This window comes from Brevibacterium sp. GP-SGM9 (genome assembly GCF_047300845.1).
Lineage (GTDB): Bacteria > Actinomycetota > Actinomycetes > Actinomycetales > Brevibacteriaceae > Brevibacterium.
In genome coordinates this window covers 3,602,800-3,628,002 of the sequence record NZ_CP178563.1, presented here as the reverse complement: position 1 = coordinate 3,628,002, position 25,203 = coordinate 3,602,800, and the positions used below count along the sequence as shown (strand labels likewise).

The 25,203-nt window shown below is 64.9% G+C and carries 22 protein-coding genes; 15 read left to right on the top strand and 7 right to left on the bottom strand.

The genetic code is table 11. The features are described from left to right. Positions 1–48 precede the first annotated feature (48 nt). Entirely contained in the window at positions 49–1,158 is a 1,110-nt protein-coding gene (locus ACH82I_RS16205) for a mannose-1-phosphate guanylyltransferase (protein ID WP_413334103.1), read from the bottom strand. Positions 1,159–1,525: 367 nt separating this feature from the next. Between ACH82I_RS16205 and sdhC the strand changes: the two genes are divergently transcribed. The 6 genes from sdhC (at position 1,526) to ACH82I_RS16175 (ending at position 6,927) form a co-directional block, all read left to right on the top strand. Continuing rightward, positions 1,526–1,903 carry a succinate dehydrogenase, cytochrome b556 subunit gene (sdhC, locus tag ACH82I_RS16200; RefSeq protein WP_230744905.1) on the top strand — a complete coding sequence of 126 codons (378 nt, stop codon included), beginning with the start codon at positions 1,526–1,528 and terminating at the stop codon, positions 1,901–1,903. A gap of 1 nt (position 1,904) precedes the next feature. Continuing rightward, positions 1,905–2,354: a succinate dehydrogenase hydrophobic membrane anchor subunit gene (locus tag ACH82I_RS16195; RefSeq protein ID WP_230744904.1), complete on the top strand. Its 450-nt coding sequence runs from the start codon at positions 1,905–1,907 to the stop codon at positions 2,352–2,354. A 10-nt stretch (positions 2,355–2,364) separates the two neighbouring features. After that, positions 2,365–4,125 (top strand): succinate dehydrogenase flavoprotein subunit, encoded by a 1,761-nt coding sequence (sdhA, locus tag ACH82I_RS16190; protein ID WP_413334100.1) that lies wholly within the window; start codon positions 2,365–2,367, stop codon positions 4,123–4,125. Beyond that, positions 4,125–4,916, top strand: coding sequence for a succinate dehydrogenase iron-sulfur subunit (locus tag ACH82I_RS16185; protein WP_230744902.1), 792 nt, complete (start codon positions 4,125–4,127; stop codon positions 4,914–4,916). The genes sdhA and ACH82I_RS16185 overlap by 1 nt, the downstream gene beginning before the upstream one ends. A 183-nt stretch (positions 4,917–5,099) precedes the next feature. Then, complete coding sequence (locus ACH82I_RS16180) at positions 5,100–6,398, top strand: D-alanyl-D-alanine carboxypeptidase family protein (RefSeq protein ID WP_413334099.1); 1,299 nt, start codon at positions 5,100–5,102, stop codon at positions 6,396–6,398. A 361-nt stretch (positions 6,399–6,759) separates the two neighbouring features. Beyond that, positions 6,760–6,927 (top strand): hypothetical protein, encoded by a 168-nt coding sequence (locus ACH82I_RS16175; RefSeq protein ID WP_230744900.1) that lies wholly within the window; start codon positions 6,760–6,762, stop codon positions 6,925–6,927. A gap of 266 nt (positions 6,928–7,193) precedes the next feature. Here the strand turns inward: ACH82I_RS16175 and ACH82I_RS16170 are convergent, their stop codons facing one another. From ACH82I_RS16170 to nrdH, 5 genes are all read right to left on the bottom strand, one after another. Next, on the bottom strand, positions 7,194–9,548 hold the full coding sequence (locus tag ACH82I_RS16170; protein ID WP_413334098.1) for an FdhF/YdeP family oxidoreductase: 2,355 nt from the start codon (positions 9,546–9,548) through the stop codon (positions 7,194–7,196). A gap of 250 nt (positions 9,549–9,798) precedes the next feature. Next, positions 9,799–10,770, bottom strand: a complete 972-nt coding sequence (gene nrdF, locus ACH82I_RS16165) for a class 1b ribonucleoside-diphosphate reductase subunit beta (protein ID WP_413334096.1) — start codon at positions 10,768–10,770, stop codon at positions 9,799–9,801. 138 nt (positions 10,771–10,908) lie between these two features. Further along, on the bottom strand, positions 10,909–13,035 hold the full coding sequence (gene nrdE / locus ACH82I_RS16160; RefSeq protein ID WP_413336775.1) for a class 1b ribonucleoside-diphosphate reductase subunit alpha: 2,127 nt from the start codon (positions 13,033–13,035) through the stop codon (positions 10,909–10,911). Positions 13,036–13,040: 5 nt separating this feature from the next. After that, on the bottom strand, positions 13,041–13,454 hold the full coding sequence (nrdI, locus tag ACH82I_RS16155; RefSeq protein WP_413334094.1) for a class Ib ribonucleoside-diphosphate reductase assembly flavoprotein NrdI: 414 nt from the start codon (positions 13,452–13,454) through the stop codon (positions 13,041–13,043). Between the two features lies 1 nt (position 13,455). Further along, a complete protein-coding gene (gene nrdH / locus ACH82I_RS16150) occupies positions 13,456–13,704 on the bottom strand; it encodes a glutaredoxin-like protein NrdH (protein WP_413334093.1) in 249 nt (82 codons plus the stop codon). 574 nt (positions 13,705–14,278) lie between these two features. On the opposite strand from nrdH, the gene ACH82I_RS16145 reads away from it, so the two are divergent. From ACH82I_RS16145 to ACH82I_RS16115, 7 genes are all read left to right on the top strand, one after another. Continuing rightward, on the top strand, positions 14,279–15,274 hold the full coding sequence (locus ACH82I_RS16145) for an AAA family ATPase (RefSeq protein WP_230744880.1): 996 nt from the start codon (positions 14,279–14,281) through the stop codon (positions 15,272–15,274). Positions 15,275–15,286: 12 nt separating this feature from the next. Further along, entirely contained in the window at positions 15,287–16,171 is an 885-nt protein-coding gene (locus ACH82I_RS16140) for a DUF58 domain-containing protein (RefSeq protein WP_413334091.1), read from the top strand. Next, positions 16,158–16,610 carry a hypothetical protein gene (locus ACH82I_RS16135; protein WP_413334089.1) on the top strand — a complete coding sequence of 151 codons (453 nt, stop codon included), beginning with the start codon at positions 16,158–16,160 and terminating at the stop codon, positions 16,608–16,610. The genes ACH82I_RS16140 and ACH82I_RS16135 overlap by 14 nt, the downstream gene beginning before the upstream one ends. After that, entirely contained in the window at positions 16,601–17,575 is a 975-nt protein-coding gene (locus ACH82I_RS16130; protein ID WP_413334087.1) for a vWA domain-containing protein, read from the top strand. The genes ACH82I_RS16135 and ACH82I_RS16130 overlap by 10 nt, the downstream gene beginning before the upstream one ends. After that, positions 17,572–18,837, top strand: coding sequence for a vWA domain-containing protein (locus tag ACH82I_RS16125; RefSeq protein WP_413334086.1), 1,266 nt, complete (start codon positions 17,572–17,574; stop codon positions 18,835–18,837). The genes ACH82I_RS16130 and ACH82I_RS16125 overlap by 4 nt, the downstream gene beginning before the upstream one ends. Then, entirely contained in the window at positions 18,834–19,640 is an 807-nt protein-coding gene (locus ACH82I_RS16120) for a hypothetical protein (protein WP_413334084.1), read from the top strand. The genes ACH82I_RS16125 and ACH82I_RS16120 overlap by 4 nt, the downstream gene beginning before the upstream one ends. An 85-nt stretch (positions 19,641–19,725) precedes the next feature. After that, on the top strand, positions 19,726–20,835 hold the full coding sequence (locus tag ACH82I_RS16115) for a histidinol-phosphate transaminase (RefSeq protein WP_413334082.1): 1,110 nt from the start codon (positions 19,726–19,728) through the stop codon (positions 20,833–20,835). Positions 20,836–20,841: 6 nt separating this feature from the next. On the opposite strand, the gene ACH82I_RS16110 is transcribed toward ACH82I_RS16115, so the two are convergent. Further along, a complete protein-coding gene (locus ACH82I_RS16110) occupies positions 20,842–22,314 on the bottom strand; it encodes a PucR family transcriptional regulator (RefSeq protein WP_413334080.1) in 1,473 nt (490 codons plus the stop codon). Positions 22,315–22,489: 175 nt separating this feature from the next. Here ACH82I_RS16110 and speB point away from each other — a divergent pair, with 175 nt between their 5' ends. After that, entirely contained in the window at positions 22,490–23,500 is a 1,011-nt protein-coding gene (speB, locus tag ACH82I_RS16105; protein ID WP_413334078.1) for an agmatinase, read from the top strand. Position 23,501: 1 nt separating this feature from the next. Next, entirely contained in the window at positions 23,502–25,202 is a 1,701-nt protein-coding gene (locus ACH82I_RS16100) for a thiamine pyrophosphate-binding protein (RefSeq protein ID WP_413334076.1), read from the top strand. Position 25,203 lies beyond the last annotated feature (1 nt).

The following is a 25,203-nucleotide window of genomic DNA, read 5'->3' as shown; positions in this document are numbered from 1 at the left end:
TCAGACCTCACTTCAGGCCCCGCAGCAGATCCCGCCGCAGGCTCCGCCTCAGAGGAGGTCGTCGAGTCCGCGCTCACCGGCCAGAGACACGGCCTTCTTCACGTCCTGCGCGTGCGAGCGGGAGGTGATGAGTAGGACGTCCTCGGTGTCGACGACGACGAGGTCATCGAGTCCGACGATGGCCACGGTGCGCGGCTGTTCGGAGAAGACGACTCCGGAGGAGTCGACCTCGAGGAGGTCGCAGTTGCCGCCGATGGAGATGACCCCGCGGGGTTCGCCGGGCACCGGCTGGCGCAGGCGGGCCACGGAGTCGAAGTCGCCGACGTCGTCCCAGCCGAAGTCGCCGGGGATGACGATGACGCGGCCTGCTGCGGCAGCGGGTTCGGCCACGACGTAGTCGATGGCTCGCTTCTCCAGGCCGGGCCACACCTCGGCGAGGGTGTCCTCATGGGCCTCGGTGCCCCAGGCCCGGGCGATCCGACTCAGCCCGGCGAACAGGGTGGGGTCTTCGGTGGCGAGCACGTCGAGGAGAGCCGAGGCCTTGGCGATGAACATGCCGGCGTTCCACCGGTAGCGGCCGGAGTTGACGTACTTGCGGGCGGTGCTCGCGGCGGGTTTCTCGGCGAAGGCCCTGGCCCGCCTGGCCGTCGGCGCACCGTCGAGGCCGAGCAGCTCACCGGTCTCGATGTAGCCGTAGGCAGTGGCTGGATTGCGGGGCATGATGCCCACGGTGACGATGTCGCCGGTCTCGGCGGCAACGCAGGCCTGGTCGATGACGAGGCGGAATTCGTCGACGTTCGTGATCGAGTGATCGGCGGAGAACGAACCGACGATCGCCTCGGGGTCCTCCTGCGCGATGAGCATGGTGGCCAGGCCGATCGCTGCCGCGGAGTCCTTGGGTGAGGGTTCGGCGAGGATCTTCGCCGGCGAGATCTCCGGCAGCTGTTCGGCGACCTGCTCGAGGTGGCTCTGTCCGGTCACGACCCAGACGTTCTCGTCACCGACGATGGGGGCCACGCGGTCCCAGGTGGACTGGATCAGGGAGCGTCCGGTGCCGAGCACATCGTGGAGGAACTTCGGGGATGCCTTGCGCGAGAGCGGCCAGAGCCGAGTTCCGGATCCGCCGGCAGGGATGATGGCGTGGAAGTGGGTGTTCACGAAATCAGTGTCTCAGAGTTCGGGCAGGGGTTCAGCGATGTTGTCCGCCGTGTCGGGGTGAGGAGAACCGGAACCCCCGTGCCGGGGATCCGGACTCGGCATCACCCTCGGCGATGCCGAACACCTGCCAATCCCCCGCCTCGGCGGGCGTTTCGACCTCCCAGGTCACACACGTGAACCCCGGAATTAGCGAATACGACTGTGACCTAAATGAAATTCCATGAGACCGCAAATCCCAATTTTGAGGGAACTGCCAGGGTTGTGGTGTGATCCGCGGCTCTCGGCGGTGTCTCGACTGGCACCGAGGCGGTGTTGAGCGTAGCTTCTAGACGTACACAGTCGAATTACCCAAGATGGAGGATGCTCCGTGGCCAAAGCGTCTACGGGCACTCTGTACCGAGGAAACGAAGGAATGTGGTCCTGGGTCGCGCATCGCGTCACAGGCGTCGGAATCTTCTTCTTCCTTCTGGTCCACGTGCTCGATACTGCACTCGTCCGCGTCTCGCCCGAGGCCTACAACGCCGTGATCGGCACCTATAAGACACCGGTCATGGCATTCGGCGAGATCGCCCTCGTCGCCGCGATCGCATTCCACGCGTTCAACGGTCTGCGCGTCATTCTTGTCGATTTCTCGAAGAGTGGCCCGAAGAACCAGAAGAAGCTGTTCTGGGGAGTCATGATCATCTGGCTCATCATCATGCTCGCGTTCATCCCCCGCCAGATGATGCACACGTTCGGAGGCTGACATGAGCACAACATCCATTCCGGCTCCGCGCACCGGATATTCGCGGCACAAGTCGACCCGGTCGAAGTTCGAGATGTTCGCCTGGCTGTTCATGCGCATCTCCGGCATCGTCCTCGTCATCCTCATCTTCGGCCACCTCTTCGTCAACCTGTGGGCCGGCGAAGGCGTTCAGGCCATCGACTTCGGATTCGTCGCCGGCAAGTGGGCCAGCCCGTTCTGGCAGATCTGGGATCTGCTCATGCTGTGGCTGGCGATGCTGCACGGCACCAACGGCCTGCGCACCATCATCATGGACTACGCCGAGAAGCCCGGCACCCGCATGAGCCTTCAGGTGATCCTCTACATCGCCTCGATCGTCGTCATCGTGCTCGGCACGCTCGTCATCTTCACTTTCGATCCCTGCCCGGCCGGAGCCGACCCCGCACTGCTGGCGTCGTTCTGCCAGGCCTAAAAGGAGAAACATGCAGGTACATCATTACGACGTGGTCATCGTCGGTGCCGGCGGCGCCGGGATGCGCGCGGCGATCGAATCGGGCCAGCGCGCCCGCACCGCTGTGCTGACCAAGCTCTACCCCACCCGTTCCCACACAGGCGCCGCTCAGGGCGGCATGTGCGCCGCACTGGCGAACGTGGAAGAGGACAACTGGGAATGGCACACCTTCGACACCGTCAAGGGCGGTGACTACCTCGTCGACCAGGATGCCGCCGAGGTGATGGCGAAGGAAGCCATCGACGCCGTCCTCGATCTCGAGAAGATGGGGCTGCCCTTCAACCGCACCCCCGAGGGCAAGATCGACCAGCGTCGCTTCGGTGGTCACACCCGCGACCACGGCAAGTCACCGGTCCGCCGCTCCTGCTACGCGGCCGACCGCACCGGACACATGATCCTCCAGACGCTCTACCAGAACTGCGTCAAGCACGGCGTCGAGTTCTACAACGAGTTCTACGTCCTCGACCTCGTCATGACCGAGGTCGACGGGGTCAAGCGTCCCGCGGGCGTCGTCTCCTACGAACTCGCCACCGGTGAGATCCACGTCTTCAAGGCCAAGTCGATCGTCTTCGCCACCGGCGGCGTCGGCAAGGTCTTCAAGACCACCTCGAACGCACATACCCTGACCGGTGACGGCATGGCCGTGACCTACAACCGGGGCATCCCGCTCGAGGACATGGAGTTCTTCCAGTTCCACCCGACGGGTCTGGCCGGACTGGGCATCCTCCTGTCCGAGGCGGCCCGCGGTGAGGGCGGCATCCTCCGCAACTCCGACGGTGAGCGCTTCATGGAGCGCTACGCCCCGACGATCAAGGACCTCGCTCCGCGTGACATCGTCGCGCGTTCGATGGCCAACGAGGTGCGCGAAGGCCGCGGCTGCGGTCCGAACAAGGACTACGTCCTCCTCGACCTCACCCACCTCGAGCCCGCGCACATCGATGAGAAGCTGCCGGACATCACCGAGTTCGCCCGCACCTACCTCGGCGTGGAGCCCTACACGGAACCGGTGCCCGTCTTCCCGACCGCGCACTATGCGATGGGCGGAATCCCGACGAACATCGGCGCCGAGGTGCTTAGCGACAACGACACCGTCATCCCCGGCCTCTACGCCGCCGGTGAGTGCGCCTGCGTGTCCGTGCACGGTTCGAACCGTCTGGGCACGAACTCGCTGCTCGACATCAACGTCTTCGGCAAGCGCGCCGGCATCGCCGCCGCGGAATACGCGAAGACCGCCGATGAGGTGGAGCTGCCGGAGGACTCCGAGTCCGACGTCGTCGCCCTGCTCGAGAAGATGCGGACCTCCGACGGCACCGAGCGCATCGGCGCCATCCGCAAGGACCTGCAGGACATCATGGACGCCAACGTGCAGGTGTTCCGCACCGACGAGACCCTCCGGGAAGCCCTGGACGAGATCGCCAAGCTGCGCGAACGCTACAACAACGTCGGCATCCAGGACCGCGGCAAGCGCTACAACCTCGACCTGCTCGAGGCTGTCGAGCTCGGCTTCCTGCTCGAACTCGCCGAGGTCATCTCCGTCGCAGCCATCCACCGCAAGGAATCCCGCGGCGGACACTTCCGGGAGGACTACCCGAACCGCGACGACGAGGGATTCATGCACCACACGATGACCTACCTCGATCCCGAATCGGAGACCGACGGCATCAAGGGCATGCGCCTGGAGACGAAGCCCGTCATCGTCACCCGTTACCAGCCGATGGAGCGTAAGTACTGATGAGCACCACTGCAGAAACAGCCGAACCCGCATCGAAGATCGACCTGCCCGACCACGTGGCCGGCGACAGCGGCTCGATCCCCTCCTTCGACTGCACCTTCCGGATCGCACGCTTCGACCCCGAACAGGACTCGGAGCCGCACTGGGAGGAGTACAACGTCACGATGTACGGCACCGACCGTGTGCTCGATGCCCTGCACAAGATCAAGTGGGAGATCGACGGCTCGCTGTCCTTCCGCCGTTCCTGTGCCCACGGCGTGTGCGGCTCGGATGCCATGCGCATCAACGGTCGCAACCGTCTGGCGTGCAAGACCCTGCTCAAGGATCTCGACACGAAGAAGCCGATCACCGTCGAGGCGATCAAGGGCCTTCCGCTCGAGAAGGACATGATCGTCGACATGGAGCCCTTCTTCCAGTCGTACCGCGAGATCATGCCCTTCCTCATCACCTCGGGCCACGAGCCCACGCGTGAGCGCCTCCAGTCCGCCGAGCAGCGCGCGGCCTTCGACGACACCACCAAGTGCATCCTCTGCGCTTCGTGCACCTCGTCGTGCCCCGTGTTCTGGACCGACGGCCAGTACTTCGGTCCGGCCGCGATCGTCAACGCGCACCGTTTCATCTTCGATTCGCGTGACGAGGGCGGGGACATGCGCCTCGAGATCCTCAACGACAAGGAAGGCGTGTGGCGCTGCCGCACCACCTTCAACTGCACCGAGGCCTGCCCTCGCGGCATCGAGATCACCAAGGCGATCTCCGAGGTCAAGCAGGCGGTCCTGCAGCGCGCGTTCTGATCCGAACGGTGTGAGTCGCGCGGTGTGATCCGCGCGGTGTGATTCGCGCGGCTTTCAGCCGGCACCAGCGCCGAGGCGGTCGTGCACTTTCGAGTGCACGGCCGCCTTTCGCATTCCCTGCGAGCCGGCCTACGGAGCATTTCCTGAGGATTCCGAGCCGGACACGAAAGTAGACTGGGGCGCATGCGTTCTTCCGACATCACTGCTTCCTGCCCCGCAGGTGCGACGACGACTGCGACAGCGACCGCTGACATCCCTGTGCCGGGTGCAGGGCGGTCGAGGCTCATGCTGGCCCTCGCCGCGTTGGTCACGCTCTTGTTCGTCGGGGCCCAGCTCGCCCTCGCCCCCACCGCGTCCTGGGCCGATACCCAGCAGGCGGAGAAGACGGCGAAGGCGTACGTGACGCCGGACGACCTCGGCGATGGGGCGAAGTCACCGGTCCCGGTGGGAACGTCGTGGCTGGTCGGGGACCTCGATACGGGTGAGCTGCACGCGGCGAAGAACGTGGAGAAGAAGCACGCGCCGGCCTCGACGATCAAGCTGCTCACCGCTCTGGCTCTCGTCGATGTCCTCGACGATCGGAAGCAGAAGGTCGAGGCGGAGTTCGAGGACATGCAGATCGACGGCACGAAGGTCGGTCTCATGCAGAAGAACAAGTACACCGTCGATCTGCTCTTCCACGCGATGCTGATGTCGAGTGCCAACGATGCGGCCAATGCGCTGGGTCGGGCGGCCGGCGGGCAGGACAAGGCCGTGGCGCTGATGAACGAGAAGGCCGCCGAGCTGGGAATGAATCACACCCACGCTGCGAACACCTCGGGACTCGACGAGAAGGACCAGTACACGACGGCCGCGGACATGATGAAGCTCGCCTCGGCGGTGTGCGATGACGACTATCTGATGAAGGTCATCGGCACGGAGACTTATCAATTCCCGGGCGGGAAGAACCCCGATACCAAGGAGAAGTTCAACGGCTACGAGATTCAGAACCACACGAAGATCGTCGGTCAGGTCGACGGCGGGCTGGGTCTGAAGAACGGCTACACCTCCACCGCGAAGGGCTCCTACATTGCGGTGGCCGAACGCGACGGTCACCGTGTGGTGGCGACGATGCTCGGCATCGACAACAATTCCCGGCAGGCCGCAGTCGACCTCCTCGAGTGGGACTTCGCGCAGAAGGATCCCGTATCCCTGCAGACCGTGCCCGTCGGTGAGAAGGTCACCCCGAGTGCCGACCCCAGCGCCTCGGAGACGACGAGCGACGCCGGGAGCGCCGCGGATGCCGACGGCTCGCCGGGTGCCGACGCCGACGGATCTGCGAGCGGTGCCGCCGACGACTCTGCGGCCCGGTCGTCGTCGGGAGTCTTCGGGCTCCCGGACGGTGCACTTCTTCCGCTCGGCCTGCTTGCCGGTGGAATCGTGCTCCTCATCGGATCGGTCCTGGTGTGGCTGCGAATGCACCGTCGCACACGGCAGTCGTGAGGCTCACCACCTCGCTTTGACTTCTCGTTCTCCGGGACGTTAAGCTGGTGTCTTGCATTCGGAGAGGTCCGGCTTCATCGAACCACTCAACGATCGAATTCGACGACATGATGACCGTGTCGACGATCGACTACCAGGTTCGTCGTGCAGATGAGATGCCACGGACAGTGTCTCCTCCGAATGCAGATTCCCCACCGGTACGGATCAACTCGTGCCCCGGTGACATTCTGAGCAGGTCAGCCGCCGAAACGATCGGCAGGCGACGTGCGATGACCGGCGATCACCCCATCGCCGACTCAACACGAAACGGATGACGTGCGTTGCTGCATGCCGTCCACCGACGAAATGAAAGGAGGGAACGATGACTCAGTTCCCACTGTGGGTCCAGCGTGCCGTCGAGCATGCCGGACTGATCGAACCGAAGATCAGCACCCGCGCGGATGGAGAGATCGCGATCAGCGACTCCACCGGCCGCACCGTGCTGTTCACCGGCTCCGCGCTGCGTGAGATCACGCCGCTGGCAGCCTGAACGTGTGACGGTGCCGTCGCCTTCGGCGTGAGCACCGTCTGACGTCGGCGGCCCGAGTGCCGCCGCCTGTCCGGTCTCCCATCCTGCTGCTGGGTTTCAAGCAGCAGATGAACCGAGACAGATGAACTTCTGCCCGACATTCCGCAGGTCGCTCCTGCTGGGATGTCGGGCTTTGTCATGTCCAGACGGTGTCATAGTCGGTCGAAGTCAATGCCGGTCGGCTCTGACCGGCCATCCCCTGTCGTAGCCCAGTCGGAAATACGCGACTAGACGAACGCGTCGACTTCGCTGACCACCTCGGCGGGTTCTTCGTCATCCGTTCGAGGTTCGAAACGGACCATGACGGCCTTGAACCCGGGAGTGTTCGACTCGCGGGCGACGAGATCACGGTGGACCAGAGCGTTCGCTTCCGGATAGTAGGCAGCCACACAGCCCCTGGCCGTCGGGTAGGCGACCATGCGGAACTTCTCGGCCCGCCGCTCTTCGCCGTTGAACACGGAGACGACGTCGACGAGTTCACCGTCCTCGACACCAGCCGGGGCAAGATCATCGGGGTTGATGAGGATCACCCGGCGACCGCCGGAGATGCCGCGGTAACGGTCGTCGAGTCCGTAGAACGTCGTATTGTACTGATCGTGCGAGCGCATCGTTTGCAACACCAGATGACCCTCGGGCGGGTGCAGGTATTCCAGCGGCCTGGTGGAGAACTGTGCCCGCCCCTCGGCGGTGGCGAAGGACCGGTGATCGCGAGGCGGATTCGGCAGGACGAAGCCGTACTTGTCGCGCACCCGCGTATTGAAGTCCTCGGTGCCGGGAATGACTCGGGAGGCGTGGTCGCGGATGACGTCATAGTCCTCAGCCATGGCCTTCCAGTCGACAGGGTGATCGGGACCGAGCACCGCCTCGGCGATGCGCGCCAGCAGCACGGGTTCGGCGAGCAGGTGCTCCGAGACCGGTTCGAGTCGTCCCTGCGTACGGCTGACCACCGACATGGAGTTTTCGACGCTGAGGAACTGGGCTCCGCCCGGATGCTTGTCGTCGCGGTCGGTCCGGCCGAGCGTCGGCAGGATGATCGAGGTCTTCCCGTGGACGACGTGGGAGCGGTTGGGCTTCGTCGAGATATGCACCGTGAGGCCGGTCTTCTTCAGCCCCTCTTCCATGGTGGCGGTGTCGGAGTTCGCCATCGCGAGGTTCCCGCCGAGGGAGACGAACACGTCGACCTCGCCACGGGCCATGGCATGCATCGCCTCGGTTGAGTCGTAGCCGTGTTCGCGCGGTGCGCCGATGCCGAATTCTGTGTCGAGTCGCTGCATGAAGTCTTCCTTCGGCTTCTCCCAGATCCCGAAGGTCCGGTCGCCCTGGACATTGGAATGTCCGCGCACGGGGCAGGCTCCGGCCCCGGGTTTGCCGAAGTTGCCCTGCAGGAGGAGCAGGTTGACGATCTCCTTGATCGTGTCGACGGAGTGGGGCTGCTGGGTGATGCCGAGGGCCCAGCAGAAGATGGTCGCCTTCGACGCCGCAAGCAGCTCGGCGATGTGTTCGATCTCTGTTCGTTCGAGGCCGGTGGCGAGTTCGATCTCGGCCCAGTTGAGGTCCTTGCGAGCGTCCGCGTAGTCGGCGAAGCCATCGGTGGAGGATTCGATGAACTCGCGGTCGACGATGGTTCCGGGAGCTTCTGCTTCCTTTTTCAGAAGCAGGTGGCCGAGGGCTTGGAACAGTGCTTGATCTCCGCCCACGCGGATCTGCAGGAATTCGTCGCTGGTGCGCTCCCCGTCGGCGAGCAGGCCTTTGGGAGTCTGCGGATCCTTGAACCGGAGCAGGCCGGCTTCGGGAAGCGGATTGACCGCGACCACTTTGCCGCCGTTGCGACGACATTCGGCGAGGGTGCCGAGCATGCGCGGGTGGTTCGTTCCCGGGTTCTGACCGACCACGAAGATGAGCTCGGCCTTCTCGAGGTCTTCGAGTGAGACGGTGCCTTTGCCGATGCCGATCGTCGGCGACAGTGCGGTGCCGGAGGATTCGTGGCACATGTTCGAGCAGTCGGGAAGGTTGTTCGTGCCGATGCTGCGCGCGAGAAGCTGGTACAGAAACGCCGTCTCGTTCGGAGTCCTGCCAGAGGTGTAGAAGACCGATCGGTTCGGGTCGGTGACCCGAATGTGCTCGCCGATGATGTCGAAGGCCTCGGACCACGCGATAGGCGAATAGTGGGTGTCACCGTCGCGGATGATCATCGGATGGGTGATCCGGCCCGATTGGCCGAGCCAGTACTCGGTCTTCTGCTCGAGTTCGGCGATGGGATGCTGTTCCCACCAGCCTGGGGTGGCCACGCGGGTGGTGTTCTCCTCGGCGAGAGCCTTGGCACCGTTCTCGCAGAATTCGATCTTCTTCCGGTCCCCTGTCATCGATTCCGGCCAGGCGCAGCCGGGGCAGTCGACTCCGTCCGGCTGGTTGACGCGGAACATCGAGCGCACGGTGCGGCTGGCTCCGCCCTGTTTGAGGCCGCGTTCGAAGGCGACTTCAACGGCTTTGAGACCCGCTGCCGCGGTCTTCGGTTTGCTGACGACGAGATCATCCTCGTCGATGTCGTCGAATTCGACCTTGCGGCCGCGCACCTGTGCCATTGCCAATCACCTCTGACCGGAGAACCGAGCTGTTGAACAATCCTATCCGAATTCGGCGGTGGCGGAAATGACGAATCCGGTGTGCGGTCACCGTCTCATCTGCGGGGATGGCGGTGAGTGCGACGGCTAGGACGGGCAACTAGGCTGTGTCGAACGTTCCGCACGCTCGGGGCCGGCCGCGTGAGACAAAGAGCCCGCGTAAACTCTGATGTTCACGCGGGCTCACTATGTTGTCACTTGGGAGGATGCTTCAGAAGTCCCAGTCCTCGTCTTCGGTGTTCTCGGCCTTGCCGATGACGTAGCTCGATCCACTGCCACTGAAGAAGTCGTGGTTTTCGTCGCTGTTGGGCGAGAGCGCCGCGAGGATCGCCGGATTGACGTCCGTGACCTCCTTGGGGAACATCGCTTCGTAACCGAGGTTCATCAGCGCCTTGTTGGCGTTGTAGTGGAGGAACTTCTTGCAGTCCTCGGCCAGCCCAACCGAGTCGTAGAGCTCGTGGGTGTAGGAGACCTCGTTCTCGTAGAGCTCGAACATGAGGTTCATCGTGTAGTCCTTGAGCTCCTGCTTGCGCTCCTCGGACTGCGACTCGAGGCCCTTCTGGTACTTGTAGCCGATGTAGTAGCCGTGCACGGCCTCATCGCGGATGATGAGGCGGATGAGGTCGGCGGTGTTCGTCAGCTTCGCATGCGAGGACCAGTACATCGGCAGGTAGAAGCCGGAGTAGAACAGGAATGATTCGAGCAGCGTCGAGGCGACCTTGCGCTTGAGCGGGTCATCTCCTCGGTAGTAGCTGAGGATGATGTCGGCCTTCGACTGCAGGAAGGTGTTCTCCCGCGACCAGCGGAACGCCTCGTCGATCTCCTTCGTCGAGCACAGCGTCGAGAAGATCGAAGAATAGGACTTCGCGTGCACGCTCTCCATGAACGCGATGTTTGTCATTACCGCCTCCTCGTGCGGGGTGACCGCATCGGGGATGAGCGAGATCGCACCGACGGTGCCCTGGATGGTGTCGAGGAGGGTGAGCCCGGTGAACACGCGCATCGTCAGCGTCTTCTCCTCATCGGTCAGCGTCGCCCATGAGGGAACGTCGTTGCTCAGCGGCACCTTCTCCGGCAGCCAGAAATTTCCGGTCAGACGGTCCCACACGTCATCGTCGACCGGATCGACGACACGGTTCCAGTTGATGGCGTCGACATGCGAGGCCAGGGTCAGATTCTCCACGGCTATCTCTCTTCCCAATTGCAAGTGCTGTGGTCTGCGGAGCAGACGAAGGTTCAGGTGGGCCGGGCCCGGATGCGACGGGGCCCGGCTCAGACGTTCAGCGGACCGGTTCTCACAGGTCCGCTGAAAACTCATCGATCAGAGCATGCAGGAGACGCAGCCATCGACCTCGGTGCCCTGCAGCGCGAGCTGCCGCAGCCGAATGTAGTAGATGGTCTTGATGCCCTTGCGCCAGGCGTAGATCTGCGCCTTGTTGATGTCACGCGTGGTCGCCGTGTCCATGAAGAACAGCGTCAGCGACAGCCCCTGGTCCACGTGCTTCGTGGCCTCGGCATAGGTGTCGATGATCTTCTCGTAGCCGATCTCGTACGCGTCCTGGTAGTACTCGAGGTTGTCGTTGTCCATGAAGGGAGCCGGGTAGTACACGCGCCCGATCTTGCCTTCCTTGCGGATCTCGATCTTCGAGGCCACCGGGTGGATCGACGAGGTCGAGTTGTTGATGTAGGAGATCGACCCGGTCGGCGGAACCGCCTGCAGGTTCTGGTTGTAGATCCCATGCTCGGCAACGGCGGCCTTGAGCTCGCGCCAATCGTCCTGGGTCGGGATGTGCACACCCGCCTCGGCGAACAGATCGGTCACGCGCTGGGTGCGCGGAAGCCATTCCGTATCCGTGTACTTATCGAAGTACTCGCCGCTGGCGTACTTCGAGCGCTCGAACCCGGCGAAGGCGGTTCCGCGTTCCTTCGCGATCTCCATCGACGCCCGCACACAGTGGTAGGCGACGGTGTAGAAGTACATGTTCGTGAAGTCGAGGCCTTCGTCCGAACCGTAGTAGACGTGTTCGCGAGCGAGGTAGCCGTGCAGGTTCATCTGTCCGAGGCCGATCGCATGGGACATGTCGTTGCCGCGGGCGATCGAGGGCACCGACTGGATGTCGGAGGTCTCGGCAACCGCCGTCAGTCCGCGGATCGCGGTCTCGATGGTCCGGCCGAAGTCAGCGGAGTCCATCGTCAGGGCGATGTTGAGCGAACCGAGGTTGCAGGAGATGTCCTTGCCGATCTCGTCGTAGCCGAGATCGGAGTCGTACTTGCTCGGCTCGGAGACCTGGAGGATCTCGGAGCACAGGTTCGACATGATGATCTTGCCGTCGATCGGATTGGCCTTGTTGACCGTGTCCTCGAACATCACGTACGGGTAGCCGGATTCGAACTGGATCTCCGCGAGGGTCTGGAAGAATTCGCGGGCGTTGATCTTCTTCTTCTTGATCGAGGCGTTGTCGACCATCTCCTCGTACTTCTCCGTGACGTTGACGTCGGAGAAGGGCATGCCGTAGACGCGTTCGACGTCATAGGGGCTGAAGAGGTACATATCTTCGTTGCGCTTGGCCAGTTCGAAGGTGATGTCCGGGATGACGACGCCCAGGGACAGGGTCTTGATCCGGATCTTCTCATCGGCGTTCTCGCGCTTGGTGTCGAGGAAGCTGTAGATATCGGGATGGTGGGCGTGGAGGTAGACGGCTCCGGCACCCTGACGCGCACCCAGCTGGTTGGCGTAGGAGAAGGAGTCCTCGAGCAGCTTCATCACCGGGATGACACCGGAGGACTGGTTCTCGATCTTCTTGATCGGGGCACCGGACTCGCGGATGTTGGTCAGGGCGAAGGCCACGCCACCGCCGCGCTTGGACAGCTGCAGTGCGGAGTTGATCGAGCGGCCGATCGACTCCATGTTGTCCTCGATGCGCAGCAGGAAGCAGGAGACGAGCTCGCCGCGCTGCTTCTTTCCGGCATTGAGGAAGGTCGGGGTGGCCGGCTGGAAGCGGCCGGTGATGATCTCGTCGACGAGCTGGGTCGCCAGCGTCTCATCGCCGCGGGCGAGGAACAGGGCGACCATGACGACACGGTCCTCGAAGCGTTCGAGGTAGCGCTTCCCGTCGAAGGTCTTCAGGGTGTAGGAGGTGTAGAACTTGAAGGCACCGAGGAAGGTCTGGAAGCGGAACTTCTGAGCGTAGGCGCGCTTCGAGAGCTCCTCGACGAAGTCGAAGGAGTACTGCTCGAGGACCTCGGGCTCGTAGTAGTCCTTGTCGACGAGGTAGTCGAGCTTCTCCTTGAGATCGTGGAAGAAGACCGTGTTGTTGTTCACGTGCTGCAGGAAGTACTGCCTGGCAGCCTGCTTGTCTCGTTCGAACTGAATCCGACCATCATTGTCATAGAGGTTCAGCATGGCGTTGAGCGCATGGTAGTCGAGGTCCGTCTCTTCGCGGATGATGTCCTCTACATTGCGGTCTTCAGCGAGCTCGCGCACAGTTTGTCCAATCCTAAATTCACTGCTTCGACGTCCTCCGGGGTTCCCAGAAGTTCGACGCGGTACATGAGGGGTACATTGCATTTGGCGGCGATCTTACGAGCCGCCCGACAGTATTCTTGGCCGAAATTCGTGTTTCCGGCACCGATGACGCCGATGAGCTGGCGCCGGTTCTCTTCTTGGTTGAGGAACTTGACCACTTGTTTGGGGACGGCCCCCCGGTTGGGGCCGGCCCCGTAGGTGGGAGTCACGAGAACGAATGGTTCGTCGATCCTCAGCGTCTCCTGCTTCGTCAGCAGCGGTATCCGGCGAGCCGGGTGGTGCAGTTTGCCGACGAAGCGATGGGTGTATTCGGAGCTGCTGGAGTAGTAGACCAGAAGCATCTCACGCCACGACGGACGCCGCCGTCTGCTCTCCGGACAGGGTGGCGATCTTGTCCGGCCGGAATCCCGACCAGTGATCGTTGTCGGTGACGACGACGGGGGCCTGCATGTAGCCCATGGCCTTGACGACGTCGAGAGCGTTCTCGTCGAGGCTGAGATCAACCGACTTGTACTTCAGGCCCTTGGCGTCGAGCGCACGGTAGGTGGCGTTGCACTGGACACAAGCTGGCTTGGTGTACACGGTGATCATGACGACTCCTCGATTCTGCCTTTCGGCTCTCCGCTGCGGTTGTTCGGCCACACCTGGATCCGTGTCGACCATGACTGAAATCACGGCAATTCGGTCCGAGGGTGACCACTAGATGTTGTGTTCGGGTACGACCTTACCCCTATATCCAGTGTTACACCAGTGTCATTTCGACCGTCCACACCCTGTGTTCTCTCCGTCCACATTCGTCCACAGGCTGTGAACGACAGTGATGTAGTTCCATCACCTGCGAGGACACTGGCGACTCCGGCCGGAGAGGCGAAAACGGAGCAGTTTTCGTCGCTGGTTTTCCACCGCTGTCCACAGGAAAATTTTTGCTCTGTGGGTGTGTCGTCCTCAGCATGTCCCCACCTCCTTTCGCGTCTCTCTTCCACCGCTGTCGCCCACGCTATCGCTCGGCACTGACATGGCCCGATCGGCAGGTCTCCTGTAGTGGGAGGGCACGACAACCTCGGCGACGGGATGTGTCAGCACTGACACGTCGTCGCCCAGACTCATGCCAGCCTCTGCCCATATGCTTGTAAGAACAGCACGCACGGACTCGAGAGGCCCCACAATGACGGCAACCGCACCCGCCAACACTCAGGAGATCGCCCACGCGCAGACCATCCTCAAGGGCCTCGAATCCTATCTCGACCGCTTCGTCGTCGGACAGCAGCGTCTGCGCGAGTCCCTGCTCATCGGTCTCCTCTCCAGCGGCCACCTCCTCCTCGAGAGCGTTCCCGGTCTGGCGAAGACCACCGCGGCGGCGGCCCTGGCCAATGCCGTGGACGGGAAGTTCTCCCGCATCCAGTGCACCCCCGACCTGCTGCCGGCCGACATCATCGGCTCGCAGATCTACAACGCACACGAAGGCTCCTTCAATACAGTGCTCGGCCCGGTGCATGCCAACATCGTCCTCCTCGACGAGATCAACCGCTCCTCGGCGAAGACGCAGTCGGCGATGCTCGAGGCGATGCAGGAGAAGCAGACGACGATCGGCGGTCAGCGCTTCGAACTCCCCCGTCCCTTCCTCGTCATGGCCACCCAGAACCCGATCGAGCAGGAGGGCACATACCAGCTGCCCGAGGCTCAGCTCGACCGCTTCATGATCAAGGACCTGCTCACCCACCCGAACCCGGGCGAGGAGGTCGAGATCCTCTCCCGTCTCGATTCGGGAGTCTTCGACAAGGACTCGGTGCCCGAGCCCTCGTGCACCCTCGAGGACGTCGTGACGATGCAGCGCTATGCCCGCACCATCTACATCGATCCCTCCATCACCCGCTACCTCGTCGAACTCGTCCACGGCACGCGCGAGACCGGCAAGTACCTCGGCCGGCTCGCTCCCTATATCGAGTACGGCGCCAGCCCCCGCGCCTCGATCGCCTTCACGAATGCCGGACGCGCCCTGGCGATGATCCGCGGACGCAACTACGTCATCCCCGAGGACATCAAGGACCTCGCCCACCGAGTCCTTGCCCACCGCATCCAGCTCAATTTCGAAGCCGCCGCAGAGAACATCACGAGTGCCCAGGTCGTCGATGCCCTCCTCATGGCCGTGCCCACCCCCTGATCGGCTGCGGCGATGACTGCTCTGCTCAATCGGATCAAGGCGCGGATGACCATCCACGCCCACCGTCGGACCCGCAGGCTCCTCGACGGTGACTACTCCTCGGTCTTCCACGGCCACAGCCTCGACTTCGACGACCTGCGCGACTACATTCCCGGCGACGAGATCCGCGACATCGACTGGAAGGCCACGGCCCGCCATTCCGAGCCACTTGTCAAACGCTATGTCGCCCATCGCCGTCACATCCTCGCCCTCGTCGTCGACACCTCGCGGAACTTCGACGCGGTGTCCTCGGCCGGAGTCGACAAACGCCAGCTGGCGATCCTCATGGCCGGAATGACCGGCTACCTCGCAGTCCGCCACGGCGATGACGTCATGCTCGTCCACGGCAACGCCGAACACACGACGGCCTCACCGCGCAAAGGCAGCGAGGCCCACCTCGAACATCTCCTCCAGCAGATCCTCGCCGAGTCCGGAACCGCCGCGGACGGCTCCATCAACGAGCAGCTGCAGTGGATCGCCGGTCATATCAGCCATCGGATGCTCGTCGTCGTCATCTCCGATCAGGCTCCCTTGGGTCCGGTCGAAGAGGCGACGATCAAACGACTGCGCGCGCAGCACGAGATGCTGTGGCTGACGATCACCGATGCGGATCTCGCCGGACTGCAGGCCGCTTCGGCGCCCTATGACGTCGCCCGCCCGCAGGTCGGCCTGCCGACCTCGGTGATGACCAAGCCGGCCGTGCACGAGGAGTTCGCCCGCGCCGAGGCGGCCCGCCGTCAGCAGCGCATCGACCTGCTCGCGAAGCTCGGGATCTCCCACACGGAGATTTCCCACCCCGATGAGGCGCTCGGTCGTCTCCACACACTCCTGCTGAGGCATCGCCGTGGGCCCCGCTGAACTCGTCGGGCCCCTGGAGCTCTCACCCTGGTGGTATCTCGCCGCCGGTCTGATCCTCCTTGCCGCGGTCCTCAACCTCTTCGCCCCGCTGATCCGCGTCGCCGCCGGCTCCACGGTGAAATCGCGCCCCCGGATCCCCATCCCCGTGCGCAGCACCTATATGTCTCGAATCGCCGAGGTGGAGACGCAGCTGTCGACGGGTGAGGCCGATGTGCGGGATTCGGCTCGGGATCTCGCGAAGATCGTTCGCGAGTTCGCCGGTGACGCCTGGGGCGTCAAGGCGGAGCATCTGACCTACCGCGATGCCGCGGTGGCCGGGCTCGACGATCTCGCCGATTCCCTCTCCGGGCTCTACGAAGCCGAATTCGCCGAGGTGGAGACCGGAGATCTGCGCGAACAGATCGCCGGAGCCAGGAAGTTGGTGACCCGATGGTCCTGATGTTCTGGTGGGTGGCGCTCATCCTCCTCGTCCTCGCAGCGCTCGCCGTCTTTTTCTTCCGCCGCCCGAAGGCCACGGAGTCCTCGCTGGCGGTCGCCCACAGCGGCCGGATGACGAGTCTGCCCAGCTTCCGTCGCGCCATGCGCACACGGCTGATCATGACCGTGGCGTTCCTCGGTGTCATCATGCTCACCGGCGTCTCCGCCCTGGTCGGCGTCGCGCGGCCCGCGTGGATCGAGACGGTGAATCCGGAGAAGAAGCTGCGCGATGTCATGCTCTGCCTCGATGTCTCCGGTTCCATGCTCGGCTATGACGCGGACCTGCTGCAGGCCTATCAGGAACTCGTCGACCGCTTCGACGGAGAACGCATCGGCATGACCGTGTTCAATGCCACCGCGGTGTCGGCCTTCCCGCTCACCGATGACTACGACATGGTGGAGAACTACCTCGAGGAGGCCGAGGAGGGCTTCCGCTCCTGGGGTTCGGAGGGCACGGACTATTCCTGGTCGACCTCACCGCCGCACATCGGCGGCTCTTCGCTCATCGGCGACGGACTCGTGTCCTGCATCGACAACTTCGACCGCCAGGACGAGGATCGGTCCCGCTCGATCGTCTTCGCCACCGACAACATGCTCGCCGGCGAGCCTCTGTTCGAACTCGACGAGGCGGCGCAGATCGCCGTGGATTCGAAGGTCAGGGTCTACAGTCTGTCCCCGCCCTCGGTGCTCACGAACACTCAGACCAAGGAGCTCAAGTCGGTGTCCGACCGGACCGGAGGCAAACAGTTCGACATGGGTTCGGCCTCGACGATCGATCGCATCGTCGCCGAGATCCAGAGCCAGGAGGCGGAGAACACTCCCGGCCGTTCGTACACGATCGTCCATGACATGCCCGCGGTTCCCCTCGGTCTCGCGGTCTTCGGTCTGGCCGGGATCTTCGTGCTGGCGTGGAGGACGAAATCATGACCTTCGACCCCGTCTTCACCTGGTTCGGCTGGGGATTCCTCGTCCTCGCCCTGCTGACCATCTGCATCATCCCGGCCGTTCGGGGCGACGGACCCCGGTGGAAGTGGTTCGTGCGCATAGGCGTCGTCGCCGTGCTGGCTCTGGCCTTGGCCAGGCCCGGTGTGCCCATCAAGTCCTCGACCGAGGAGTACGAAGGCAATGCCGATGTCTACTTCGTCGTCGACACGACGACATCGATGGCGGCCGAGAACTACGACGGCGATTCAACCCGGCTCGAAGGCGTGAAGAAGGACATGCTCGATCTCGCGAAGCAGTTCCCCGGCACTCGTCTGAGCATCATCACCTTCGCCTCGACCGCGTCGACGGCGATGCCTCTGACCACTGATCATGCTGCCTTCTCCTCGGCCGTGGACGTCCTCAGCCCGGAGATGTCGGCAAATTCCAACGGCTCCTCCATCACCGAGGCGGGCCAGGAGATCGATGAGCGGATGCGGGCCAATCAGGAGGATCGTCCCGACAACAAGAGCCTGGTGTTCTACTTCGGCGACGGTGAGCAGACCGTTGCCGAGGATCCCGACTCCTGGGCGTCTTTCGCCTCCCGCATCGACAGCGGTGCCGTGTTCGGCTACGGCACGAAACAGGGTGGGAAGATGCGGGAGACCCAGCCCTTCGGCTACGGCGGCGGTGGCGGGATCGGCGACGAGCCGGGTCTCGGCGATCCCGGGGACACCGGAGACACCGGCGGCGACCAGGGTGATTTTATCCGCGACCGTGACGGCAATCCCGGGATCTCGACGATCGACGAGGGCAACCTCAAGAGTATCGCCTCTGACCTGCAGGTCGACTACCACCACCGGGACGGAAAGACCTCGATGGACAGCGTCTACTCCGCCCCGGAGTACGACCAGACACTGGTGAAGAAAGACGGCCGAGTCACAGTCGACGAATACTTCTGGATCCCGCTCATCCTCGTCTTCGTCTGGATCGCCGTGGAGATGGTCTTCGGCGTCCGCGAGTACCTGCGACTGCGCGCCATCGCCCCGCGCCGGCCCCGGACAGCCATGGGCCGAGGCGGCCCCCGCGGACCCGGTGGGCCCGGAGCGTCAGGGTGGCCCGGTGGACCGGGTGGGCCCGGCGGACCCGGCGGACCGGGATGGCCAGGCCGACCGGGCGGGCCCGGCACCGGCGGACAGCCCAGCGTGCCGACGAGCGGGCCACCGCCGGGAGGCAGTGAACACATGTCACAGGGAGGTCGGAGATGAATCGCATCGCCCGCGTGTGGGCGACGATGCGTCTGCTCACGAAGGTCAATCTCATCGTCGGCACCGTGCTCCTGCTCGCCTTCTCATATGTCGCGGTGACCGTGTACTTCGGCGCCGCCTCGCAGGTCCGCTACGCCTCCAACGACTTCCCCGGTGCGAAGAAGGCCGCGAGCGCCTTCCTCACACTCAGTCCCATCCAACGCCACATCGGTTACTACAACCGAGGGACCGCGGAGGCCGCTGTCGGTGACTTCGACCCGGCCCAGACCGACCTCGAATCCGCCCTGGAGATCACCCCTCCCGCGCACGAATGCGCCGTGCGCATCAACCTCTCATATGTCTATGAGAAGCAGGCCGACCAGGTCGCCGATCAGGACCCGGACCAGTCGAAGGAACTCTACGACCGTTCGCTCAAGACCCTCGAGGATGCTCCCGAGGAGTGCCAGCCGGAGAAGAGCGAGGAACAGCAGAAGTCCGACGAGGCGAAGGAACGCGTCGAGGACAAGAAGCAGGGCCAGCAGGCCAAAGAGGACGGCACCGAGGAGGACGACTCCGAGGGCGATGACTCCCAGGACGGCGACCAGTCCTCCGAAGGGTCGGAGGGCGACTCCGACTCCGGTGAGGACGAGCAGGGTGAGGAATCGGGCGAGGATGAGAAGCCCGACGACTCGGATGAGGGCAAATCCGAATCCGAGAAGAAGCGCGATGAGCTCAAGGAGCGCGGCGAGAACTCCGAGAAGAACCAACAGCAGCAGGGTCCGGGAGGCGATGGCGGCCGGTCGACCCCCGAGAAGCCCTGGTGACCCGGACAGCGTCCCGGCGATGCCGCCTCCCGCTCCCGGGCACCCGGACGGGTCCGTGCCGGCGGCTCTGTGAGAGCATGAGTCCATGATTTCTCCGGACCCCGCCGATCTCCCCGTCTCCACCCCGCGTCTGCGGCCGGCGCTGGAGACGTTTCCGCCCTACATTCCAGGGAAGCCGCCTCGGCGAGTCGAGGGACTCAAACCGTTCAAACTCTCGTCCAATGAGAACCACCTGACCCCGCTGCCCGCCGTGCTCGAGACCATGACCGCGCATGCGAAGGATCCGGCGCTCTACCCCGACGACGCGGCCCTGGCGCTGCGCACGGAACTCTCCGAGCGCCTCGGCGTGGACAGAGACGAACTCATCGTCACCACGGGGGCGAGCGAACTGCTCGTCGCACTCACACAGATCACCTCGGACGCGGGCACCGAGGCGATCTACCCGTGGCCGTCGTTCGAGATGTACCCGCAGATCACCGGCCTCGCCGGCGCCGCGCGCTGCGAGGTGCCGCTGACCGCAGACGGTCGCCACGATCTCGCTGCCATGGCCGCGGCCATCACCGATCGCACCAGCCTGATCATCCTCTGCTCCCCGAACAATCCCACCGGTCCGGCTCTGCGCGATGACGAGGTGCGCAGCTTCCTCGCCAGGGTTCCCAAGCATGTGCTCGTCGCCGTCGATGAGGCCTACTGGGAGTTCGCGACCGCAGAAGGCGTCGTCGATGGTCTCGGGCTTGTCGCCGACTTCCCGAACGTCGTCCTGCTGCGCACATTCTCCAAGGCCCACGGCCTGGCCGGTCTGCGGGTCGGCTACGCCGTCGCTCGGAGACCCGTGATCGAGGGACTGCTCAAGGCGGTCATCCCCTTCGGTGTGACCGATATGAGTCAGGCCGCCGCGTTGGAGTCCCTGCGCCACTGGGACGAGATCCTCGATCGTGCCGCACAGATCGCAGCGGTCCGCGATGAGTTCGCCGAGGCGCTGCGCGACCAGGGCTGGGACGTGCCCGAGACGCAGGCGAACTTCGTGTGGCTGCCGTTGGGCGAGCTGTCCCAGGCCTTCGAAGACGCCTGCGTCGACCGCGCGGTCGCGGTGCGCAACCTCGGCGCCGGAGTGCGCATCAGCATCGGCGCACCGGAGGGACTCGACCGAGTCCTCAAGATCGCCGCGGAGTTCCGGGCCGAGCACTTCGGATGAGTCTCCTCAATGCTCGGCGAGTTCGAGCGCGATCGCCACCGCCTGCGCTTCCTCGGCGCGGGAGAGATCCCGACCGAGCAGGGCCTCGATCTTGGTCATGCGCGCCCGCACCGTGTGCCGGTGGATCCCGAGCTCGGCGGCCACCGCATCCCGGACTCCCCCGGCGGAGACGAAGGCCCGCAGGGTCTCCAGCAGCATCGGCGCATCCTTGGCGCCCAGAAGACCGCCGAGGACCCGGTCGGCGAAACGCCTGGCCGCGGCCTCGTCGATCGCCGAGAGCAGCGCCCGAACATCCGAGTCGGGGGCCTCATGCTGAGTCCGCCACAGCGACCACGCGTGATGGATCTGAGTGAGCGGAAGAGTCTTCTCCGCCAGCTCCTTGACCCCGGTGATCTTGGCAACACGATCGATCAGCTCCTCATCACTGTCCGCACCGGTGCCGATCACCGCGAGCATCGACCCTGCCCGAGCAGGCAGCACCCCGGGCGAGAGATCGGACATGAGGGTCTCCGCGAGTTCGCCGCGGACCGCGGAGAAGATGCGCAGATGCGCTCGACTCACAGGCGCCAGCCCCGTCCGGACCACCCATTCGGCGCGAGCTTCGGCGACGCTCATCGGAGTGGTGAACAGTGCGGACTCCTCCCGCTGCGGCGCCTGCTCGGAGAAGCTCAGTCCCAGCAGCGAGGCCGCGGTCGAGAGCAGAAGGGACCGGGTGCGAGAGCTGCCGCTGCCCTCGGCGGGGGTGAGGATCCACCCGCGGACCTCCTCATCGCCGACGGGCACCGCTTCGACGATGTCCGTGCGCTCGGCGGCCGCGGTGCGGATCAGCCGCGGCGCCGTCGAGGCCTTGAGCGACTCGGCGATGAGTTCTCGACGCACCTGTGCCCGGGCGACGCCGGTCAGCCAATCGCCGGCAGCACCGGCCGCACCGTCTCCGCCGGTCAGTGACCTGCCGGTCGGTGAGACGAACAGCACCGGTGCTCCGAGGGTCTCGGCCAGATCGTCGACGAGCGCGGACGGCCCCTGCCGTGTCAGCGTGGTTGCGAATCGCCGGCCGGCGGTGCTGGCCCGATGCAGCTCCCGGTTCGTCTCCTCCTCACGCATCCGGGTGAAGGCGTCGACGACGGCGACGAAGGGCACCGGCTCGGGCACGCCGAAGAGTCCGATCCCGACAGCCTCGGCGTGGGCGATCAGGGACTCAGGGATCTCCTGCCAGGGCAGGTCCGACCCCAGGCCGACGCCCAAGGCGTGGACTCCGACCCGCTTGAGCCGGGCGAGATAGTCCGCCACGGTGTCCGCACCGAGGTCGCGTCCGACCCCGATCGTCAGCAGCACCTCTCCCCCGGCGAGCCACTCGTCGACCTCGGGCAGTTCGGAGGAGTGGACGATCGTCACGTTCCGGTCCCCGGCCGACGGAGAGTCGACGACGAGGTCGAGGGCGAGTTCGGTCCGGGCGAGCAGCTGATTGAGGGTGACCATGAACCAATCCTATCCATGATGGCACCCGCTGATTTCAATTCATCCACTGTGGATATCGGTGTTGCCTGGGCCACGTTCTAGGCTGATGTCATTCTCAGCAAGGATCCGCATCACCGGGGCCGCCGCCGCACGGGAGCACGGCCTCACCGGATGCCGCATCGAATGAAGGAGCGTCATGACTCAGGAACCCCTCGGCCCCGCCGACTACAGCAAGACTCCGCGCTACGCCGGGCCGCCGACCTTCGGCCTGCTGCCGCGCATCGACGAGGTGCAGGCGCAGCGTCCGGGCGAGAAGATCGACGTCAAGGTCGTCGGCATCCCCTTCGACGCAGGTGTCAGCTACCGCCCCGGCGCCCGCTTCGGTCCGGCCCACATCCGCCAGTCCTCGAAGCTGCTGCGCCCCTACAACCAGGCGACGAACGTCCACCCCTTCACCTGGCAGCAGGTGGCCGACTGCGGTGACCTCGGGGTCAACCCCTTCGACATCGAAGAGGCCATCTCCACCGTCGAAGCCAACGCCGACGAGCTGCGCGCCGACGGAGCGAAGCTGCTCACTCTCGGCGGCGACCACACCCTGGCCCTGCCGAACCTGCGATCCCTGCACAAGACGCACGGCAAGATCGCGGTCCTCCACTTCGACGCCCACCTCGACACCTGGGACACCTACTTCGGCGCGCCCTACACCCACGGCACGCCGTTCCGCCGGGCCAGCGAAGAGGGACTGCTCGATCTCGAATCGTGCATGCACGTGGGCATCCGCGGTCCGCTCTACGGCAAGAAGGACCTCGAGGACGATGCCGTGCTCGGATTCCAGATCATCCGCAGCGACGACTACCAGTTCAGCTCCGTCCAGGACGTCGTCGCCCGGATGCGGGCGCGCCTCGGCGATGCCCCGGTCTACCTGTCCATCGACATCGACGTCCTCGATCCGGCCGCCGCACCTGGCACCGGCACCCCCGAGGCCGGCGGCATGACCAGCCGGGAGCTGCTCAACTCGATCCGCGGGTTGCAGGGACTCAACGTCGTCGGCGGTGAGATCGTCGAGGTCGCGCCCGCCTATGACCACGCCGAGGTGACCGGCCTGGCCGCCGCCCACGTCGGTTACGAGATCCTGTCCCTATGGGCCGCCGAGGCGGGCGGTGCCACCGGCCCGACGGGTCCCGCCGGCGATGCCCTCGGAGTCTGAGATGAGTACACCTTCCCAACCGGCGACCACACCATCCCAGGCGCCGGAGTCCTTCCGCAACGGCGGTCGCGCCGTCGTCGAGACCTTAGCCGCCCACGGTGTCGATACGATCTTCGGGATCCCCGGCACGCATAATCTCGAGTTCTATCGACACCTGCCCGACTTCGGGATCCGGGCGATCACGCCCCGCCACGAACAAGGCGCCGGCTACGGTGCGGACGGCTACTGCATCGTCTCCGGCAAGCCGGGCGTCGTCATCACGACCTCGGGGCCGGGCCTGACGAATGTCGTCACCGCCGCGGCCACGGCCTATGCCGAGTCACGCCCGATGCTCATCCTCTCCCCCGGTGTGCCCACCGGACTCGAGCGCGCCGATGTCGGCATGCTCCACGAGACCAAGGACTCCTCCGGGGCACTGACCCATCTGCTCGTGTCCTCCCAGCGCACGCGCACCGCCGAAGGTGCGGGCCAAGCCGTCGCCGAGGCGTTCGCGATGTTCGCTTCGGCCCGGCCGGGTCCCGTCCACATCGAGGTGCCCCTCGATGTGCTCGAGGGTGCGTGGAACGGGAGCGTGCCGAAGCCCATCCCGGGACGTGCACCGGGCCTCGATGCCCGGGTCGTCTCCCGCGCCGCCGAGGCTGTGGCAGGTGCCGCACGCCCGTTCATCGTCGCCGGCGGCGGGGCCAGGAAGGCAAGTCAGGCGGTGCGCGAGCTCGCCGAGCGCATCGACGCTCCGGTGGCCACGACCGCCAACGGCAAGGGCATCCTGCCCGAGGACCACCCCCTGTCGTTGGGGTCGAACGTCCGGTTCCCAAGCGTCCAAGCCGAATCGGCGGCCGCCGATGTGCTCATCGTGCTCGGTTCCGAACTCGCCGACTCCGATCTGTGGGGCGGGCTCATCGGCGCTCAGACCTCGGTGGGAGTCAGGGACGCCGCAGCGGATCAGCTCGTCATCCGCTGCGATATCGACCCCGATCAGCTGGGCAAGAACCTGCCCGGCGACATCCTCGCCTGCGCGGATGCGAGCGAATTCCTCTCCGCCCTGATGGCCGAGCTGGACGAGCGGAACCCGGCGGCCACCTCGGCGCGGGGAACCACCTCGGCGCGGGAGTCCGGGGGCGAGCGCGCCCGGGCCGTCCGGGAGAGCTGGGGACGGGATTTCGACGTCGATTCGATCGGCGCTCGGGTCACCCGGCTCGTCGAACAGGGTGCGGGCGGCAACGTCGTCGTCGCCGGGGACTCCTCCCAGGTCACCTATGACGGGACCGTGCACGCGCTGCACGCGAGCACGCCCGACCAGCTGCTCTACATGCCCGGCTTCGCCACCTTGGGCTATGGGATTCCCGCGGCCATCGGAGCCAAACTCGCCGATGACGCGCGTCCGGTGGCGTGCATCCTCGGCGACGGGGCGGCCATGTTCTCCATCCAGGAGCTGATGACCGCGGCCGAGCTGGGTCTCGGGCTCCCCTTCGTCATCGTCGACAACGGCGGCTACGCGGAGATCGAAGCGCAGATGGTCGACCGGTCGATGGCACCGTTCGCGGTCCGGTTGGCCCGTCCCGACTTCGCGAAGCTCGGCGAATCCATGGGCGGCATCGGCGTGCGCATCGACGCCGCCGATATCGACGAGCAGCTGCCCGAAGCAGTCGCCGTGGCGCTGCAGGCCGGCGTCCCCACCACCATTCACATCACCAACGGCTGAG

Coding starts and splice junctions, on each gene's coding strand:
- nrdI (WP_413334094.1), bottom strand. CDS start 13,454: ATGCTTCTGGTCTACTACTCCAGCAGCTCCGAATACACCCATCGCTTC.
- speB (WP_413334078.1), top strand. CDS start 22,490: ATGACTCAGGAACCCCTCGGCCCCGCCGACTACAGCAAGACTCCGCGC.
- ACH82I_RS16100 (WP_413334076.1), top strand. CDS start 23,502: ATGAGTACACCTTCCCAACCGGCGACCACACCATCCCAGGCGCCGGAG.
- ACH82I_RS16110 (WP_413334080.1), bottom strand. CDS start 22,314: ATGGTCACCCTCAATCAGCTGCTCGCCCGGACCGAACTCGCCCTCGAC.
- ACH82I_RS16170 (WP_413334098.1), bottom strand. CDS start 9,548: ATGGCACAGGTGCGCGGCCGCAAGGTCGAATTCGACGACATCGACGAG.
- ACH82I_RS16130 (WP_413334087.1), top strand. CDS start 16,601: ATGGTCCTGATGTTCTGGTGGGTGGCGCTCATCCTCCTCGTCCTCGCA.
- ACH82I_RS16175 (WP_230744900.1), top strand. CDS start 6,760: ATGACTCAGTTCCCACTGTGGGTCCAGCGTGCCGTCGAGCATGCCGGA.
- nrdH (WP_413334093.1), bottom strand. CDS start 13,704: ATGATCACCGTGTACACCAAGCCAGCTTGTGTCCAGTGCAACGCCACC.
- ACH82I_RS16115 (WP_413334082.1), top strand. CDS start 19,726: ATGATTTCTCCGGACCCCGCCGATCTCCCCGTCTCCACCCCGCGTCTG.
- sdhA (WP_413334100.1), top strand. CDS start 2,365: ATGCAGGTACATCATTACGACGTGGTCATCGTCGGTGCCGGCGGCGCC.
- ACH82I_RS16185 (WP_230744902.1), top strand. CDS start 4,125: ATGAGCACCACTGCAGAAACAGCCGAACCCGCATCGAAGATCGACCTG.
- ACH82I_RS16125 (WP_413334086.1), top strand. CDS start 17,572: ATGACCTTCGACCCCGTCTTCACCTGGTTCGGCTGGGGATTCCTCGTC.
- ACH82I_RS16195 (WP_230744904.1), top strand. CDS start 1,905: ATGAGCACAACATCCATTCCGGCTCCGCGCACCGGATATTCGCGGCAC.
- ACH82I_RS16180 (WP_413334099.1), top strand. CDS start 5,100: ATGCGTTCTTCCGACATCACTGCTTCCTGCCCCGCAGGTGCGACGACG.
- ACH82I_RS16140 (WP_413334091.1), top strand. CDS start 15,287: ATGACTGCTCTGCTCAATCGGATCAAGGCGCGGATGACCATCCACGCC.
- ACH82I_RS16145 (WP_230744880.1), top strand. CDS start 14,279: ATGACGGCAACCGCACCCGCCAACACTCAGGAGATCGCCCACGCGCAG.
- ACH82I_RS16120 (WP_413334084.1), top strand. CDS start 18,834: ATGAATCGCATCGCCCGCGTGTGGGCGACGATGCGTCTGCTCACGAAG.